Origin of the sequence: Clostridium hydrogenum (genome assembly GCF_021432385.1) — a bacterium.
Taxonomy (GTDB): Bacteria; Bacillota; Clostridia; order Clostridiales; family Clostridiaceae; genus Clostridium_S; species Clostridium_S hydrogenum.
Map to the genome: position 1 here is coordinate 2,632,674 of NZ_JAEACT010000002.1, position 16,619 is coordinate 2,649,292.

Sequence of the window (16,619 nt, forward strand, 5' to 3'; positions counted from 1 at the left end):
TATTTAAAAAAGACTTGAAAAGAATCCAGTTATCGAATCCCAAACCTTACTAAAAAAGCTCTTAGCCTTGTCACTTTCTAAAGTGCTTTTTAACTTATCTGCAACACTATTTAACTGATTTTTTATCTTATCATAATTTAAATTTAATTTGCTTATTTTGTCCATTGTATCTGTTATTTTATTAATATCAGCATCACTTAAATTATAGTTATAACCATTTAATACCTTTTCCACTATTTTTTTAGTTTCATCACTATTCTCAGGCTTTTGTTCTACTACTTGCTTTTTAACCTCATTCATGAGTCCTGCTGCTTTATCTTTACCTATCTTTTGTCCCAAATCACCTGTAGTTACTAATTCCTGATTAGCTGCTTCTTTATTTGCTTCACTTATCTTTGTACCACTTTTACTACTTTCAAAACCCTCTAATATTCCAGTAAGTGCAGCTGTACCAGATACATTAAAAGGCGCTGCTGCTACAACAACTGCATTTTGTATGCCTGCTGTAATTAACGCATTTTTTATCATATTAGCATTAACCCAATATATATTATGTGTACTTACAGTTAATCCACCACTACTTGTTGGAACTACATAAGAACATGATATTGATTTGGTACCTATCTGCGCTTTAGTTGCAACATTTCCTAGATATTTATTCTCTTCATCTATATTTACTTCTATTACATTTGCATCATTTTTTGTAACTCCAAAATACTTAAGCATGTCCGATTTTTGCTGATCGGATAAATCTCCACCTAGAGTAACACTTTTAAAAGCATCTGCATTAACCTTTTTTACTGGTACACTAACGATTACCGATGCAGCAACAATAACTACTAATAATTTACTTACACTTGTTTTAAATTTCATAATCATTTCTCCTTTAAACTTTCTTATCTAAAAATACACTTTATACATTATACACTAAAAAAAACAATAATAAATGTAAGGAAATTTACAAATATATTATGCCTTACCTATCAAATATAAAAGATTTTATTACAGCAAAGTACTCTCTAACATATGAATTAGGTATAATTCCTGGATGAATTGGCGCAGGTACCCCATGAGCCTTAAAGCCACATCTTTCTGCAAGCATTTTTGAACGAAATATATGAAAGTTGTTTGTAACTAAGGCTATTTCAAACTTACGCTTTCCATATAACTTATCAAGTATTTTTTTGGTGTTCTTCAAATTTTGCATAGTATTCTTAGATTTATCTTCAACAATTATTCTATTTTCACTTATACCATGTTCTAATAAAAAATCTTTCATAGCTTTAGCTTCTGGTATATCCTCTCCCGGGCCTTTTCCACCAGAAACAACAACTTTTATATCTGGATACTTATTTAAATATTCTAGGCTCTTCTCCATTCTTTGATATAATGCTAAGGTCATAGTTTTTCCTCTAACTGCCGCACCAAGCACGACTACAAAATCAGCTTTTTTATTATACCTACCAAAAGAATTATATGCAAGAGCACCTTCAATTAAAACAAAGGAAATTAAAAAAACTATTCCTATTATTTTAAAACCTTTTATAAAGTATATGAGCCCTCCTTCAATCTCATTTTCATTAATCCTCAGCTTAAAAATTCCTATTCCCATAAACATTAAACCAACAAATGCAAAAAATGAAGAAAAATTAATTATAAATCCAAAGGAACATAAGCACCCTATGAAGTAAAGAATACATAATGACCCTAATATTAAATAAAATATACCAAGTTTACTTTTCATAACACTTTCTCCCTATAAATTTATCATTAGGCATATTAAAGAAAATAACAAGTCCAACTTTCGGATATTTTCTTTAATATGCTTTATCCATAATTATATAACAAAAAAAATAATAAAGAGTATAAAAAAAGTTACAAATACAAAATTATTTTGATAAAATAGGTTAATAAGAATATATCAGAATTAAAAAGGAGTAGTAATTATGTCTTTATTAAATAAAAGCGAAATTAATATCTTAGTTGTTGATGACGAGGAACACATAGTTGACTTTTTAAAAATGGGACTTGAGAATGAAGGTTATACTGTACATACTGCCAGCAATGGTATTGATGCATTATCTAAAGCTTTAGAGATAAAGCCCCAATTAATAATACTTGATGTAATGATGCCAGGTATGAATGGTTATGATGTCTGCAGTGAAATAAAGCAATCTATTAATGTTTGCATTATAATGTTAACAGCAAAGGATAGTATTGACGACCGTGTACTTGGTCTTAATCTTGGTGCTGATGATTACATGGTTAAACCTTTTAGCTTTAAAGAACTACTTGCAAGAATCAATGCTAGGCTTAGAACTATTTCACCAGAAGTATCTAGCAAAACTACAATAGGAAATTTTATTGTAGATGATGGAGCCCATGAAATAAGTTTCAATAATGAGCTATTAAATTTATCACCTACAGAATACAACTTACTGAAATATTTACTTAATAATAATGGTCTTGTGTTAAGTAAAAGTATTATTCTAGAAAAAGTCTGGGGTTACGACTTTAACGGTGAAGAAAATATTGTTGAGGTTTATATTAGGTATTTAAGAGATAAACTTGGTGATAAAGAACATAATATTATTCGTACTGTAAGAGGTGTTGGATATAAGGTGGTTGTATAATGAAAATTCTAACTAACTTATTTAAAAGAAAAAGCTTAAAATATCAACTTTTATCAAGAATGTTTTTACTATTAATACTCTTTCTTGTAGCTATAGAAATATTTCAATACTTTTCTTTGAAACAATACCTGTGCAAAAGCAAAGAACAAGTATTAGAATCACGTATTCACAATTTATCTAATGTTTTACCAAACATTCAATCCGAAGAAGATGTAATAAATGTTTCAGAAGAACTTATAGAACACAGCATTGATATTAACATAACTTCTTCCGTTATAGACAGTTATGGAAATATAATAGATTCCGAAAGCAAGTATAAAAACGGTATTCCAGCTCCAAAACTTAGCAAAAACGATTATATCAAATTAATGAATAAAGAAGGAAATCTTGAAGGATATACATTAGTAAAAAATATAAATGGCAAACTAGATGTAGTTATCTTCCGAAAAATTGGCAATATACATTCTAGTTCTGGGCTAATTCAATTAAGTACCGAGGCAGAACCTGTTCTATCTATACTTTATAAACAACTTTCTACTTACATATTAGCTTGTCTTGTTATTTTAATTTTAGGTAGTATCGTAGGTGGTGCAGTACTAAAAAAGACTTTAACCCCTTTATATAGCATGACAGATACAGTAGAACAAATTACCGTTCAAGAACTAAATAAAAGACTTCCAATTAACAACAAGCAATTAGAAATAGACAGTTTATCAATAGCCTTTAATGGAATGCTTGAACGTATAGAAACTTCCTTTAAAAAAGAAAATGCTTTAAATTTAAAAATGCAGCAATTTATTTCGGATGCCTCACATGAACTTCGAACACCACTTACATCTATTAGAGGCTTTGTTGAAGTTTTACTTATGGGCGCTGCCAAAGATGAAAAGAAACTAAATATGGCATTAAATAGCATTTTATCTGAAAGTGAACGTCTTTCTGAACTTGTAAATGAACTTTTAATGCTAACTAGATTAGATAGGCAAGCAGAAGTAGAAATGTCAAAGGAAAATATGAAAAGCATAATAGAAGAAGTTTATCCTCAATTAAATGTGCTTGCTAAAACTAGAAAAATAAATCTTAATTTAAATGGAAATGCTTACTTTTTAGGAAACAAAAATCAAATAAAGCAAGTTATCTTCAATCTTGTACAAAACGCCATAAATCATACTGATGAAAAAGAAGGTATCATTACAATTTCACTAGATTCAGAAGTTATGGAAAATAAAAATTCATTAGTTCTTAAAATAACTGATAATGGAACCGGCATATCAGAAGGTGATTTAACAAAAATATTTGATAGATTTTTTAGAAGTGAGTCTCACCGTTCAAGGCAGTACGGCGGTTACGGTCTTGGATTATCTATTGTAAAATCTATAGTGGATAGCCATAATGGCAAAATTGATGTAAAAAGCACCTTAGGGCAAGGAACTACTTTTTATATATACTTGCAAGGGCTTTTACAATAAAAAATTATTCAGTGCTAATTTTAAACATTATTCAGAGTACGGAGTACAGAGTACAAAGTACAGTGAACGATGATTTTCTTCCGCTTTGCTACAGAAAATCTTATAACTTATTTTTTGATTGCTTCGCTAAGCACCATATATGGTGCTTAGCGAAGCTGACAAAATTTAAGTTTAAGATTTACCTGACGCAAGGAAAGGTAAATCCTCCTTCATTGTACTCTGTACTCTGTACTTTGTACTCTGTTCTAATTGCTTTTCATTTTTCTCAGCAAGTTCTAAGCTAATATTAAAGTTCTTCTAAGTTTCATAATTTAAAATATACTCATATAGATAAACCAGTTCAACTATTAAAATTTATTTGAACCATAATGCCCAGAAGATGTCATTTTGGTACAAATAAATTTTAAGTTTCACAGAGATTTATCTTTAATAACCTTTGGAGGTGAAACTGAGATATGCTTATAGAAAAACTTAAAAATTCATTTTTTAAAAAATCTACTATAGAACAACCTTCCTTTTCAAAACAATTTTATTGCCTTGGAACAATAATAAATCTTACAGCTTATGGCAAATATGCTGAACGTTCAATAAATGAAGCAGAAAAAAGACTTAATAACATAGATGATAAAATGTCTGCTTTTAAAAATTATAGTGAACTTTCAAAAATAAATAACAGTGCAGGCAAAAAATTTGAAGTTGTTAGTCCTGATACTTATTTTGTAATAAAAAAAGCTGCATATTATAGTAAACTTTCTGAAGGAACTTTTGATCCTACTATAAGACCATTAGTAAAACTATGGAACATCGGAAAAGACAATTTTAAAATTCCAACTAATTATGAAATTAAAGAAGCAATAAAGCTTGTAAACTATGAAGATATTCTTTTTAATGATGAAAACAGAAGTATAATGCTAAGAAAAAGTAATCAATGTCTTGATGTTGGTGGAATAGCAAAAGGTTATGCTGCCGATGAAATTAAAGCAATCTTTAAAAAGTATGGAGTAAAAAGTGCGTTAATTGATTTAGGCGGAAATATATATGCTGTTGGGAAAAAAATAAATAATCAAAACTGGAACATAGCTGTTCAAAACCCACTAAACGAAAGAGGTCAATTTGTAGGAATATTAAATTTATATGATAAATCTGTTGTTACTTCTGGAGGTTACGAAAGATATTCCTTAAAGAATAATAAAGTATTTCACCATATAATAAATTCAAAGACAGGATATCCTGCTGAAAATGAGATTATAAGCACTACAATAATTTCAGATAATTCAATAGATGGTGATGGTCTATCCACTGGAGTTTACATATTAGGACTTAAGAAAGGCTTCAAATTAATAGAGGAAACAGCCGGTATAGATGCTGTATTCATAACTAAAGATAAAAAGGTATGTATAACTTCTGGAATCAAGAATAATTTCAAACTTACAGATACTAATTTTAATTTACAGGAGGACTTATAAATATGAAAAAGAAAATATCAAAAATACAGATAGCTCGTTTTGCATCACAAATTATATTTTTATTCTTACTACCAGGTCTATTCACTTTAAGCTTTAGCCAAGTTGGAAAATTATATTCATCAATTATAAAAGGAACCTTTAGCTTATCTTCTACACTTCCATTTTTAACGACAATGTTTGTAACTATGCTTGTTACAATAATTTTTGGAAGATTCTTCTGTGGTTGGATGTGTGCTTTCGGAACTATGAATGATATTCTCTACACCATATCAAGTAAGGTGTTTAAAATAAAATTCAAGGTAAATGAAAAAACTGACCGTATGCTCAAGTTATTAAAATATGTAGTTTTAATTTTTGTCCTAATTTTTGTTTGGACATTAGGCAGTACAACCTTGAATAATTTTAGTCCTTGGAACGCTTTTGCTCAAATAACAAACTTCAAAAGTGCTATATTTGAATATACCTTAGGTTTTATAATACTTGCTCTTATTGCTGTTGGCGCAATGTTTATTGAAAGATTTTTCTGCAGATATCTATGTCCCCTTGGTGGAATATTTGCAGTTGTATCAAAGTTAAGATTTTTCAAAATCAATAAACCTAATGACAAATGTGGAAAATGCAGATTATGTACTAATAAATGCTCTATGGGCATAGATCTCTATAAAGTTAATAAAGTTACTAGTGGTGAATGTATAAATTGCTTTAAATGCCTTGATGTTTGTCCAAGAAAGAATACTCAATTAAGTGTTGCTGATGAAAACATAAATCCAGCTTTAGCAAGTTCAGTTGCAATAGCTGCTTTTGCCGGCCTATATGCTACAAGCAATGTTGTAGCTAATGCAGTAACTAAAAATACAACAACCATAAGTTCATCTGCAAGTACGGCTAAAGGACAATATAAAGATGGAACATATACTGGTACTGGTACTGGTTTTCAACCTGGCATGAACGTTACTGTAACAGTTAAAAACAATAAAATAGCAAGTATAGATATAACATCAACTAACGATAGTGCTGGATATTTCGACCAAGCATCAAAAGTAGTACCTAATGAAATCATACAGGCTCAATCTACTAAAGTCGACGCTGTATCTGGTGCTACTAGAAGTAGTAATGGTATCATGGAAGCTGTTACAGATGCTTTAAAAAACGCAAAATTAAGTTCTTCTTCAACAAGCAGTACTACAACAGCTTCAAATAATAATTCTACTACTAACTCTGAAGCATCAAACAATAACAATAAAGAATCAAATACTGTTAATAGTTCTTCAAGTACTACTGCACCAGCTTCTAAAGCAACTAATACTAACAATACTGCTGCACCTTCTAGCACAACTAATGCTAGCAACAATGCAGCGCCTTCTACAACAGCTAACGTTAGCAATGGTTCCTCAAACAATGCTACAGCACCCTCTAATACAAGTAGTAAATACAAAGATGGAACATATACTGGTGTTGGTCAAGGTTTTAGGCCTAATTTAAAAGTTTCTGTAACAATTAAAAATGGTAAAATAGCAAATATCCAAATGTTGTCAAATGAAGACACACCACAATTTTTCAATAGCGCAGCTAGTGTAGTTCCTAGTGAAATTGTGCAAGCTCAATCTACTCAAGTTGATGCTGTATCAGGAGCAACTAGAAGCAGTAATGGTATCATGATGGCCGTTTCTGATGCTCTAAGCAACGCACAATAATATTGAAAACTAAAGTATAGTGCAAAACCAAAGAACCTTTCACAGGTGTAGAAAAATGATGTCAGTGAATAGCGGTTCAAAATCCTAAATAAAATTAATAAAACTAAGCGGCAAATTTTTTAAAGCTTAAGAGCCTTAGAAAAATTGACGCTTAGTTGTAAATTATATTGTTGATGCCACATTAGAAATTAATAAGAACAGGTTCAATAATCTTAATGGGCAAAGCCCAAACCCCAAGTAGGTGTATTCCCTAGCATCATTTTTTTCCTACACCTGCCAAAGGTTCTTTGATTAATCCACTATATCTTTATTTCACAACATATAATCATTTTCTAACAATTTAATACAATAATTTTAATTATTTCAGTAATAAGCATTGTTTCTGTACTAAACCCAAATTCCGTAGGCACACTGATACATTATTATATTAATTATATTTAAATCCGCTTTCTTCAATGAAATAAAAGTCTTCTTTTATTCCTTCTGTTACATAAATTTCTTTAGTATCAGTTATAAATATAGCTTCAGCATTCAATGTATTTTCAATTAATTCTAAGCCTTTATATATCCCAAGCACAAAAGCAGCTGTAGATAATGCATCACTCTCCATAGAATTCTCCGAAATCACAGTAACACTGGAAATTCCTGAATTTGAAGGATAGCCAGTTTTAGGATCTAAAATATGGTGATATCTTACATTTCCTTTTTCAAAAAATCTAACGTAATCTCCAGATGTAACTACAGACTTATTTTTTACATTGACAATTCCTACAATTTCTCCTCTTTTAAGCAAAGGATTTTGTATTCCTATTCCCCATGGTGACTTATCTGGCTTTTCTCCGTAAACAAGTACATTACCGCCAAGATTTATAAAAGCACCGTCAACACAATTTTTTTTATAAATTTCTATAGCTGCATCTGCTGCATATCCTTTAGCAATTGCTCCCAAATCTACTTTTTGACCTCTTCTTAATAATTTAGCAGTTTTTTTATCTTCATTTATTTCTAAATCTCTATAATTTATAAGCTTTAATTTTTCATTTATCTCATCATTACATGGTATTCTTTCATTACGAGTAAATACTCCCCAAGCCTCTATAAGTGGTGCAGCAGTAACATCAAAACTTCCATTGCTTTTTTCAGAAAAATGTTTTGCAGCCTTTAAAACATATAAAACCTCTTCACTTAGTTGAACTTCCTTAATGCCTGCAGAATTATTAAGCCTTCCTATTTCACTGCTTTCCTTAAAAAAACTCATACTATCTTCAATTTGCCTCATTTTACATTCAACCTCTAATAAGGCCTTATTTGCATTTTCTCCATACACCTTTTGAATAATGTTAGTTCCCATACAAATTATTTCACTAACTTGAAAATCACTCATTATTTTTCTCCCTTTTCAAGAGCATTTTCAATGGATTTTAAAATTACTTTGCTGCTATTAGTAGCACCAGATATAGTATCAACCTTTAAGCTCTGTGCTTGTACAACTTTCTTAGGTATTACTTCTGCCTTTTTTCCTCTTTCAGTTTTATGCTCCAAAAGATCTATATCTATAATTTTATGATTTTCCACATCAACCTTAACTTTTGCAGCAACAAAATTCACATCACAACTTCCAATATAACTTCCATCTGCTACCTTAAGTAAATCTACATTTTTTATACTAATTTCCTTCACCGCTTTTTGGTATTCCTTTACAGATATTAAATACCTAGCCCCAATTACTATACCTCCCGCTAAAACCAAACCAGCAACTATCATAATAACTTTTTTTACTACCATACTATTTTCCTCCTTCTAAAATCACCTTTTTTTAATTGCTTCCAAAATTATCTCAAATCCATCCTCTAAGACTTCAGGTGCCGCTTTTTTATGATATTTTTTTATGTATAATTCTTTTTTATCTAAAATATTTATAATTCCGACAATAGCCGCCCAAAGAGTGAGTGCAATTGTATTAACATCCTTTTTATCTATTATTTCTTTTTTTTCAACACCTTTTTTTATAATACTTCTTAAAAGTTCAAAACAATACTCTCCTGCTAAATAACATTCTTGAAGTACAGAATTTTTTAAATCATCTATAGCCTCAATATCATTATTTTCATAGTCCACAATACTCTTAAAATATCCTGGATATTCTAAACTAAAATCTATAAAACATTTTCCCATAATTCTTATTTTTTCAATTTCACTTTCGATTTCAACATTTTTTATGGCTTTTTCACACTTAGCATTGATTATATTAAACCCTCTTATCATTATGCTATAATATATCTCCTCCTTGCTATTAAAATATGAATATATAGTTTTTTTAGTAAATCCAGCTTCTACTGCTATGTTATCAACTGTAGTCAACTCAAATCCATATTTAAAAAACACCTTTTCTGCTGCATCTATTATACTGTTTCTTCTATTTAATTTCTCTTTTTCCTTACGCTCAGCTATTTTCATTTTTGTCTCCTTAATTTAGTACACCATAAGTTTATTTAGTATACCCAAAGTATACTTGATTGCAAAAAAAAAGTCAACTCTTCTAATATAGATATACTATATGAAAAATTGAAATTATAAACACCAAGTTTATCCTTATGCTAATATTTTCAATTCACAGTTCACAATTCACAATGAAGGATGATTTTTCTACGCAAGCGTAGAAAAATCTTAAAACTTATTTTTTTATTGCTTACAGAACAGCACCATATATGGTGCTTGCGAAGCTAATAATATTTAAATTTAAGATTTACCTGAGAGAAACGAAAGGTAAATCATCCTTTATTGTGAATTGTGCATCGTGAACTGCGAATTGAAAATATTGCTGTCAGGATGAACTTGGTATTAGCAATTTTAATGTTCCAGATTATTTATATATATTCCTATGCCTTTACAACTTCAGGATAAGTTTCTCCAAAAGTTTCTACTGTCATTTTTTTTATTACTTGATCTTCATATGGTCTATCACTATAGTCTCTTTTTACTGAAACTATTCTATCAGCTTCTTCTATTCCGGAAATAACCTTTCCAAAAGCAGCATAATCTCCATCAAGATGAGGTGCATCTTCTACCATTATAAAAAACTGTGATCCAGCGGAATCAGGGTATGCAGTTCTCGCCATAGAAATTACTCCTTTTGAGTGCTTAAGTTCATTTTTAAAGCCATTTGAAGAAAATTCTCCTTTTATTGAATAGTCTGGTCCACCCATACCTGTACCTTCTGGGTCACCACCTTGAATCATAAAACCAGGGATAACTCTATGAAATATTGTTCCATCATAAAATCCCTTATTAATTAAAGAAATAAAGTTATTCACTGTATTAGGTGCTACTTCTGGATATAATTCAACTTCTATCTTATTTCCACTTTCCATCTCAATTGTAACTACTGGTTTCTTCACAATTAACGCCTCCAATTTTCATCTTAGTTATATTATTATACCAAACTATAATAAATATATCCACAATTGCGAAGTAAGTGTATTGCAGGATGTTAAATAAAATGGCTATGTTTTAAATAAGTGTGAAAATCAACACTTATTTAAAACATAGCCTAATGAAAAAATTCCTCTGTACCTACGGAATTTTAAGCTAATGTAGAACATAATTGTTATTTATTTTAGCACCACGCTCTAATTCGCGTTAATTTTGAATTTGTCAACTATATCATGTAAATTACCTGCAATATCTTCAAGCTGTTTTGTACCTTCTAATATATTTTCAGTAACAGAACTTTGCTCTTCCATAGATGCGGAAACTTCTTCTGTTCCAGCTGCTGCCTCTTCAGCTACAGCCGATATTTCTTCAATTGCTTCAACAACTATTTGCTTATTCTCACTAACCTCTGCTATTTCCGTGCCCAAATTTTCCATATTTAAAATCATATCCTTTATAGCTTTATCTATTGCTATAAAAGATTTTTTGCTTTCAACAGCACTTTCATTTGCCTCTGCATTTGTATTTTCTGCATTATCCATATGCAATTTAGCAGAATTAATTTCATCTTGTATTTCTTTTATGGCATTATATATATTTTTAACTTCTAATGTAGTTTCATCAGCTAATTTTCTTACTTCATCTGCAACTACCTCAAAACCCTTACCAGCTTCACCAGCTCTCTTAGCCTCAATTGCGGCATTTAACGCTAGTAAATTCGTTTGCTCCGATATTTCTTGTATCACACTTATTATTTGATTTATAGAATGCGATTTTTCCGATAAAACTTCTATATTCTTTGATACTTTTTGAGATGCATTATTATTGTCAGAAAGTTTATCAATCAAATTTTTTATCGAAGTTTCACCAATATAACTTACTTCTTTCGTTGAATATGAATATTTTTTAGCTTCATTAGCACTATCAACTATAGTATTTAACTTTCTTGAAAGTTCATTTAGCTTTTCTAAACCTATCTCTGATTTATTAGCTTGAATTGTAGAACCTTTTGCTAATTCCCCCGTTGCCTTTGAAACTTCATCTATTGCCTTAGAATTTTCATTTAGGGATTTAGATAAATCTTTGGAATGACTAAGTAATGTATCAGAACTATTTTTTAACGTTCTAATTACTTCTAATAATGTTTTCCTTAAATTTAAAACTGCTAAAGCGATACTTCCAACTTCATCACTACTTTTAGATGCTTTAATTAACTTATCATCCATATCTTTTAAATTCATATCATTTAGTTTTTTAATTTCTTCAGTTACAAAAACAATAGGCTTTGCAATTCTATTTCCCACATATGATGCTACAATCAAAGTAATTACAAAGCATAATAAAAATGCCATTAAAAAATACTTTATCATTGGATTTAAATCTTTATCAAACTCACTTACTGGAATCGCAAATCCAACTGTCCAATTAGCAGCCTTAATTTTTGTAGGTACAAAATATCTTTGAGTGCCATCATAATCTTTAATTTTAAAAAACGCTCCCGTAGTTTCAGTTGCAATTTTATTATATTTTCCGTTTGCAGAAGAATTTATATCTCTAAGCTTATCCTTATCTGGCTTAAAAATTGAAGCTGGATGAACGAGCACCTCATTCTTATCATCAATCAAATATCCATAGCTATTACTAACTGGTTTCGCTTTTTTTATTTCATCTGTAATTACATCTAGTTTTAAATCTATACTTATTACCCCAATTAATCTTCCATTTTTAGTTATTGGTTCTGCAATAGATACAACCATTTTTTTTGTTACCAAATCATAGTACGGTGTATATACTAATTTATTTTCATCTATGGCATTTTTATACCAGTCTCTTTTAGTTGCATCATAATCCGAGGGTGGTGTCCAACCTGAACCATCAAGTAACTTACCATTTATAAGTCCAACATATATATCAGATATATTAGGATTAGCTTTTAATTTTTTTCCCATATAAGCTATAAGTTCAGTATTATCCATATCTTTAGAATTTTCAATACCATATACAAATTCATCAAATGATTTAGCTTGACCATCTAGCCATCCATTTATAAATTCACCATATTTCTCTGAAGTTGTTCTCATTTTATCTGTATAGCTTTTAAAAATAATATCATGTGCTACATAATAACTTATTAAAGATAATATTATAAGCACTGCTGCGGATAAAGAGCACATATAAATAATTAATTTTGTCCTTAGTTTTCTCATACTATCTCTCCTTTATATGCAAGTAAATTTATACAAATAATATATATGTCGCTATTTAAACTTTAAATATTTATTGTAATTATACGGCATTTTCATGAAAATTGTCAATTAAAAGAGAGTTTTATAGAAAAAGTGATAATTTATGCATCCATAAATTATCACTTTGTTATAATTATTTATTAATTTACATCTTGTTTTCTATTTACTTCTGATTTTTCTTGTTCAAGAGAACTATGTTTTATTCCATAAGTAAAATATATAATTACTCCAATACATAACCATACAAGAAAACCAATCCAAGTTATAGCTCTTAATGTTGTAAGTAAGAATATACATGCTATTATAGTAATTATTGGTGTAAAAGGAACTCCTGGACACTTAAATTTTCTTTCTAAATTAGGCATTTTCTTTCTAAGCACAATAACTGCAAGTGATACCGCCGAAAAACTCAAAAGTGTACCAACACTTAAAAATTCAACAATAATATCAAGTGGTAAAACTCCTGCTATTATAGCCGCTGTGATACCTGTTAAAAGAGTTGCTACATATGGTGTATTGTGCTTTGGATGAACCTTTGAAATAAATTTAGGAATAAGTCCATCCCTTGACATAACCATAAATACCCTTATTTGTCCATAAAGAACTGCTATCATTGTGGAAATCATACCAAGAATAGCTCCAACTCCAACTAATGTTGATCCCCATTTAATTCCTACTCTTGCAAGAGCACCTGGCACTGCATTCTCAGATATTATTTCTTTATATGGAACCATACCTGTTAATACAAAAGCAACGGAAATATACAGAAAACTTACAACAGCTAAACAAATTATAAGTCCCCTTGATACATCTCTACTTGGATTTTCTGCTTCCTCTGCAGTAGTGGAAATTGCATCAAACCCTATATAAGAAAAGAATACTGTTGAAGCTCCAAGAAGAACGCCCTTAATTTTAAAAGGCATAAATGGTGTATAATTTGCTGGATTTATATGTGTTGCTCCTAACACCAAAAATATGAGTATTATAGCTATCTTAACAACTACAATAATATTATTAACACGTGAACTTTCTTTCATTCCATAATATAGCATGTACGTTAATGTTAATGTTATAAGTACCGCTGGTAAATCTACAATTCCACCCTTACTAGGTGAAGCAACAATTGCCTGCGGAAGAGTTATTCCAGCATTCTTCAATATACCAATTAAAGTTCCAGACCAGCCAGATGCAACTGCACTGCAAGCAACTAGATATTCGGCAGTTAAACACCAGCCTATTATTGCTGCTGCAAATTCTCCAAAAGTTATGTATGTATATGAATATGTACTACCCGCTACTGGAAACATTGTTGCAAGTTCACAATAACTTAATCCACAAAGACAGGCTACTATAGCAGCTAATATAAAGGAAATTACTATAGCAGGTCCGGCCATATGAGCTCCCGTTCCTGTTGCAACAAATATACCAACACCAACAACTGCTCCTATACCTAAAGCAGCAATATCTTTCGCTTTAAGTGTTTTACTAAGATGCGTTTTTTCCGCACTAACAAGCATACTTTCCAGCGATTTTTTTCTTAAAATTTTCATAAATGCGTCCTCCTGTTGTAAAAAACATAAAATTGTATATATGATATACTACTTGAAAAATCAAAATTTCAAATACAAAGTTTATCCTTACAAATTGTAATTTCGCTGTTTCAAGGTGTACATCTTTAAAGATAAACCACTTGAAACTTCAAAATTAATTTTCATCAAAATGCTATCTTCTAAGCATTATGATGAAAATTGATTTTGATAGTTGAACTGGTTTATCTATAATATTATATATGCATTTATATATATTTTAAAGACTAACTTGCATATTTATACTATAATAACGCTGCAGTTTATGGTTTATTTTTACATATTGAAAACGTTTGCCATATCGAATTGTTAATTTTATATTTATACATATATTTGTAATTAAAAAAGGAGCAATAATATTGCTCCTTTTTTAATATATCAATAAATTTTATTTTTAATTCATATTAATTTAAAAAATTACTATTGAATTGCAAACATTATTATAAATAAGAACGAAATTACATATAAAGCTACCGGTATTTCTTTTACCTTACCTGAAAATAATTTAATTACAACATAAGATACAAATCCAAATGCAAGACCATCTGTGATTGAGTATGTTAAAAGTATAAGTATTAGTGTTATAAATACAGGAAATGCTTCTGTAAAATCTGAAAAATCAACTTTAGCTATAGGTTCCATCATTACTGCTCCAAGAACTATTAATACTGGACCTGTTGCAAAAGAAGGTATTGCTGTTAATAGTGGAGAGAAGAAAATTGATAATAAGAATAATATTGCTATTACAATACCAGTAAGACCTGTTCTTCCACCTTCAGCTATACCAGAAGCAGATTCCACGAATGCAACTGGTGTTGAAGTACCAAGGCATGCACCTAAAGTTGAACCAACAGCATCTGCTGTTAAAACCTTGTCTGCATTTTTAACATTACCATTTTTGTCAAGATAACCTGCTTTTGATGCTAATCCTATTAATGTACCTATACTATCAAATATATCTACAAATAACATAGAAAGTATAACTGGAATTATTTTATATGTCATTGCATGTGAAAAATCAAATTTTAAAAATACTGGTGCTACTGATGGAGGTGCTCCCAAAATGCCAGCTGGTGCTTTTGCAACTCCAAAAATAATGCCTATTACATATATAACAATCATGCCTATTATAAATGAACCTTTTACACCCCTATTATAAAGTACAGCTATTAATAAAACTCCTATTAGTGCAAGTAAAACAGATGGTGTTTTTAAATTTGCAAGTGTTACCAATGTTCCATCTGACTTTACTATAATTCCTGCATCTTGAAGTCCTATAAATGTTATAAAGAAACCTATTCCTATGCTAATTGCATATTTAAGAGTTTGAGGAACACTGTCTATAATAAATTGTCTAACTTTAAAAACATTTAATAATAAGAAAATGATACCTTCGATAAACGATGCTGCAAGAGCTGTTTGCCATGAAAAATGCATTGTAATACATATTGTATAAGTAAATAATGCGTTAAGACCCATTCCTGGTGCCATTCCGAAAGGATAGTTTGCTACAAGTGCCATAATTAAAGTTCCAATAAATGAAGCAAGCGCTGTAGCTGCAAAAACCGCCTGTACAGGCATACCAGTCTTGCCCAAAATTCCTGGGTTAACTATAAGTATGTATGCCATTGTCATAAATGTTGTAAAACCTGCTAAGACTTCTGTCTTAATGTTTGTTTTGTTTTGTGATAAGTGAAAAACCTTTTCTAACATAAGTACCTCCCTAGATTTTATTAAATTTTATGAATAAAAATTATGTTCATGCGTAAATATGGCATCTATTGTAAAATTATTTTTGTAATCAAAATATCTCTCAAGCTTTAGTAGATTGTACACTTTTTCAAAAAATATACATATTGAAGATAAAAGCATTAAGCTTAATTACCTATAAATTTATACAATATAGATAGAACTTTGCATTTTTTATGAAATCACAAAAATAAAAAAACCCCATAATAAAAATTATGGAGTTTATACATACGCAAAATATCTATAAACACCCATAGTCAGACCATTTACGGCAGTCTGGTAGAAACGCTTAGACCATATTTCTAAGTATATACAGGTTATGCTAAAATAACTTATAATTCATC

At 29.9% G+C, this 16,619-nt stretch carries 13 protein-coding genes and 1 riboswitch; of the genes, 4 read left to right on the plus strand and 9 right to left on the minus strand.

Annotated features, from left to right (window positions below):
* Positions 1-3: 3 nt before the first annotated feature.
* The gene (locus tag CUEA01_RS12050; protein WP_234121852.1) at positions 4-873 is read right to left on the minus strand and encodes a DUF1002 domain-containing protein; all 870 of its coding nucleotides are present in this window, start codon (positions 871-873) and stop codon (positions 4-6) included.
* A gap of 103 nt (positions 874-976) precedes the next feature.
* Complete coding sequence (locus CUEA01_RS12055) at positions 977-1,744, minus strand: YdcF family protein (protein WP_234121853.1); 768 nt, start codon at positions 1,742-1,744, stop codon at positions 977-979.
* A gap of 202 nt (positions 1,745-1,946) precedes the next feature.
* On the opposite strand from CUEA01_RS12055, the gene CUEA01_RS12060 reads away from it, so the two are divergent.
* From CUEA01_RS12060 to CUEA01_RS12075, 4 genes are all read left to right on the plus strand, one after another.
* Complete coding sequence (locus CUEA01_RS12060) at positions 1,947-2,633, plus strand: response regulator transcription factor (RefSeq protein WP_234121854.1); 687 nt, start codon at positions 1,947-1,949, stop codon at positions 2,631-2,633.
* On the plus strand, positions 2,633-4,102 hold the full coding sequence (locus CUEA01_RS12065; protein ID WP_234121855.1) for a sensor histidine kinase: 1,470 nt from the start codon (positions 2,633-2,635) through the stop codon (positions 4,100-4,102). Before CUEA01_RS12060 ends, CUEA01_RS12065 begins: the two co-directional genes overlap by 1 nt.
* 455 nt (positions 4,103-4,557) lie before the next feature.
* Positions 4,558-5,568 carry an FAD:protein FMN transferase gene (locus tag CUEA01_RS12070; protein WP_234121856.1) on the plus strand — a complete coding sequence of 337 codons (1,011 nt, stop codon included), beginning with the start codon at positions 4,558-4,560 and terminating at the stop codon, positions 5,566-5,568.
* Between the two features lie 2 nt (positions 5,569-5,570).
* Positions 5,571-7,262, plus strand: coding sequence for an FMN-binding protein (locus CUEA01_RS12075; protein WP_234121857.1), 1,692 nt, complete (start codon positions 5,571-5,573; stop codon positions 7,260-7,262).
* A 427-nt stretch (positions 7,263-7,689) separates the two neighbouring features.
* On the opposite strand, the gene CUEA01_RS12080 is transcribed toward CUEA01_RS12075, so the two are convergent.
* The 7 genes from CUEA01_RS12080 to CUEA01_RS12110 form a co-directional block, all read right to left on the minus strand.
* Positions 7,690-8,646, minus strand: a complete 957-nt coding sequence (locus CUEA01_RS12080) for an FAD:protein FMN transferase (protein WP_234121858.1) — start codon at positions 8,644-8,646, stop codon at positions 7,690-7,692.
* Entirely contained in the window at positions 8,646-9,047 is a 402-nt protein-coding gene (locus CUEA01_RS12085; protein WP_234121859.1) for an FMN-binding protein, read from the minus strand. The genes CUEA01_RS12080 and CUEA01_RS12085 overlap by 1 nt, the downstream gene beginning before the upstream one ends.
* Positions 9,048-9,068: 21 nt before the next feature.
* The gene (locus CUEA01_RS12090) at positions 9,069-9,719 is read right to left on the minus strand and encodes a TetR/AcrR family transcriptional regulator (protein WP_234121860.1); all 651 of its coding nucleotides are present in this window, start codon (positions 9,717-9,719) and stop codon (positions 9,069-9,071) included.
* A 422-nt stretch (positions 9,720-10,141) separates the two neighbouring features.
* Entirely contained in the window at positions 10,142-10,633 is a 492-nt protein-coding gene (locus CUEA01_RS12095; protein ID WP_234122169.1) for a peptidylprolyl isomerase, read from the minus strand.
* A 258-nt stretch (positions 10,634-10,891) separates the two neighbouring features.
* Positions 10,892-12,901: a methyl-accepting chemotaxis protein gene (locus tag CUEA01_RS12100; protein WP_234121861.1), complete on the minus strand. Its 2,010-nt coding sequence runs from the start codon at positions 12,899-12,901 to the stop codon at positions 10,892-10,894.
* Between the two features lie 179 nt (positions 12,902-13,080).
* Positions 13,081-14,490: an amino acid permease gene (locus CUEA01_RS12105; protein WP_234121862.1), complete on the minus strand. Its 1,410-nt coding sequence runs from the start codon at positions 14,488-14,490 to the stop codon at positions 13,081-13,083.
* Positions 14,491-14,946: 456 nt separating this feature from the next.
* The gene (locus tag CUEA01_RS12110; RefSeq protein WP_234121863.1) at positions 14,947-16,239 is read right to left on the minus strand and encodes an NCS2 family permease; all 1,293 of its coding nucleotides are present in this window, start codon (positions 16,237-16,239) and stop codon (positions 14,947-14,949) included.
* A gap of 270 nt (positions 16,240-16,509) precedes the next feature.
* A riboswitch (purine riboswitch) is annotated at positions 16,510-16,611 on the minus strand.
* Positions 16,612-16,619 lie beyond the last annotated feature (8 nt).

Bases quoted from the DNA above. Each gene is read 5' to 3' on its own strand.
- CUEA01_RS12080 (WP_234121858.1), bottom strand. From the start codon at position 8,646: ATGAGTGATTTTCAAGTTAGTGAAATAATTTGTATGGGAACTAACATT.
- CUEA01_RS12070 (WP_234121856.1), top strand. From the start codon at position 4,558: ATGCTTATAGAAAAACTTAAAAATTCATTTTTTAAAAAATCTACTATA.
- CUEA01_RS12060 (WP_234121854.1), top strand. From the start codon at position 1,947: ATGTCTTTATTAAATAAAAGCGAAATTAATATCTTAGTTGTTGATGAC.
- CUEA01_RS12090 (WP_234121860.1), bottom strand. From the start codon at position 9,719: ATGAAAATAGCTGAGCGTAAGGAAAAAGAGAAATTAAATAGAAGAAAC.
- CUEA01_RS12050 (WP_234121852.1), bottom strand. From the start codon at position 873: ATGAAATTTAAAACAAGTGTAAGTAAATTATTAGTAGTTATTGTTGCT.
- CUEA01_RS12110 (WP_234121863.1), bottom strand. From the start codon at position 16,239: ATGTTAGAAAAGGTTTTTCACTTATCACAAAACAAAACAAACATTAAG.
- CUEA01_RS12100 (WP_234121861.1), bottom strand. From the start codon at position 12,901: ATGAGAAAACTAAGGACAAAATTAATTATTTATATGTGCTCTTTATCC.
- CUEA01_RS12085 (WP_234121859.1), bottom strand. From the start codon at position 9,047: ATGGTAGTAAAAAAAGTTATTATGATAGTTGCTGGTTTGGTTTTAGCG.
- CUEA01_RS12075 (WP_234121857.1), top strand. From the start codon at position 5,571: ATGAAAAAGAAAATATCAAAAATACAGATAGCTCGTTTTGCATCACAA.
- CUEA01_RS12105 (WP_234121862.1), bottom strand. From the start codon at position 14,490: ATGAAAATTTTAAGAAAAAAATCGCTGGAAAGTATGCTTGTTAGTGCG.
- CUEA01_RS12065 (WP_234121855.1), top strand. From the start codon at position 2,633: ATGAAAATTCTAACTAACTTATTTAAAAGAAAAAGCTTAAAATATCAA.
- CUEA01_RS12095 (WP_234122169.1), bottom strand. From the start codon at position 10,633: ATGGAAAGTGGAAATAAGATAGAAGTTGAATTATATCCAGAAGTAGCA.
- CUEA01_RS12055 (WP_234121853.1), bottom strand. From the start codon at position 1,744: ATGAAAAGTAAACTTGGTATATTTTATTTAATATTAGGGTCATTATGT.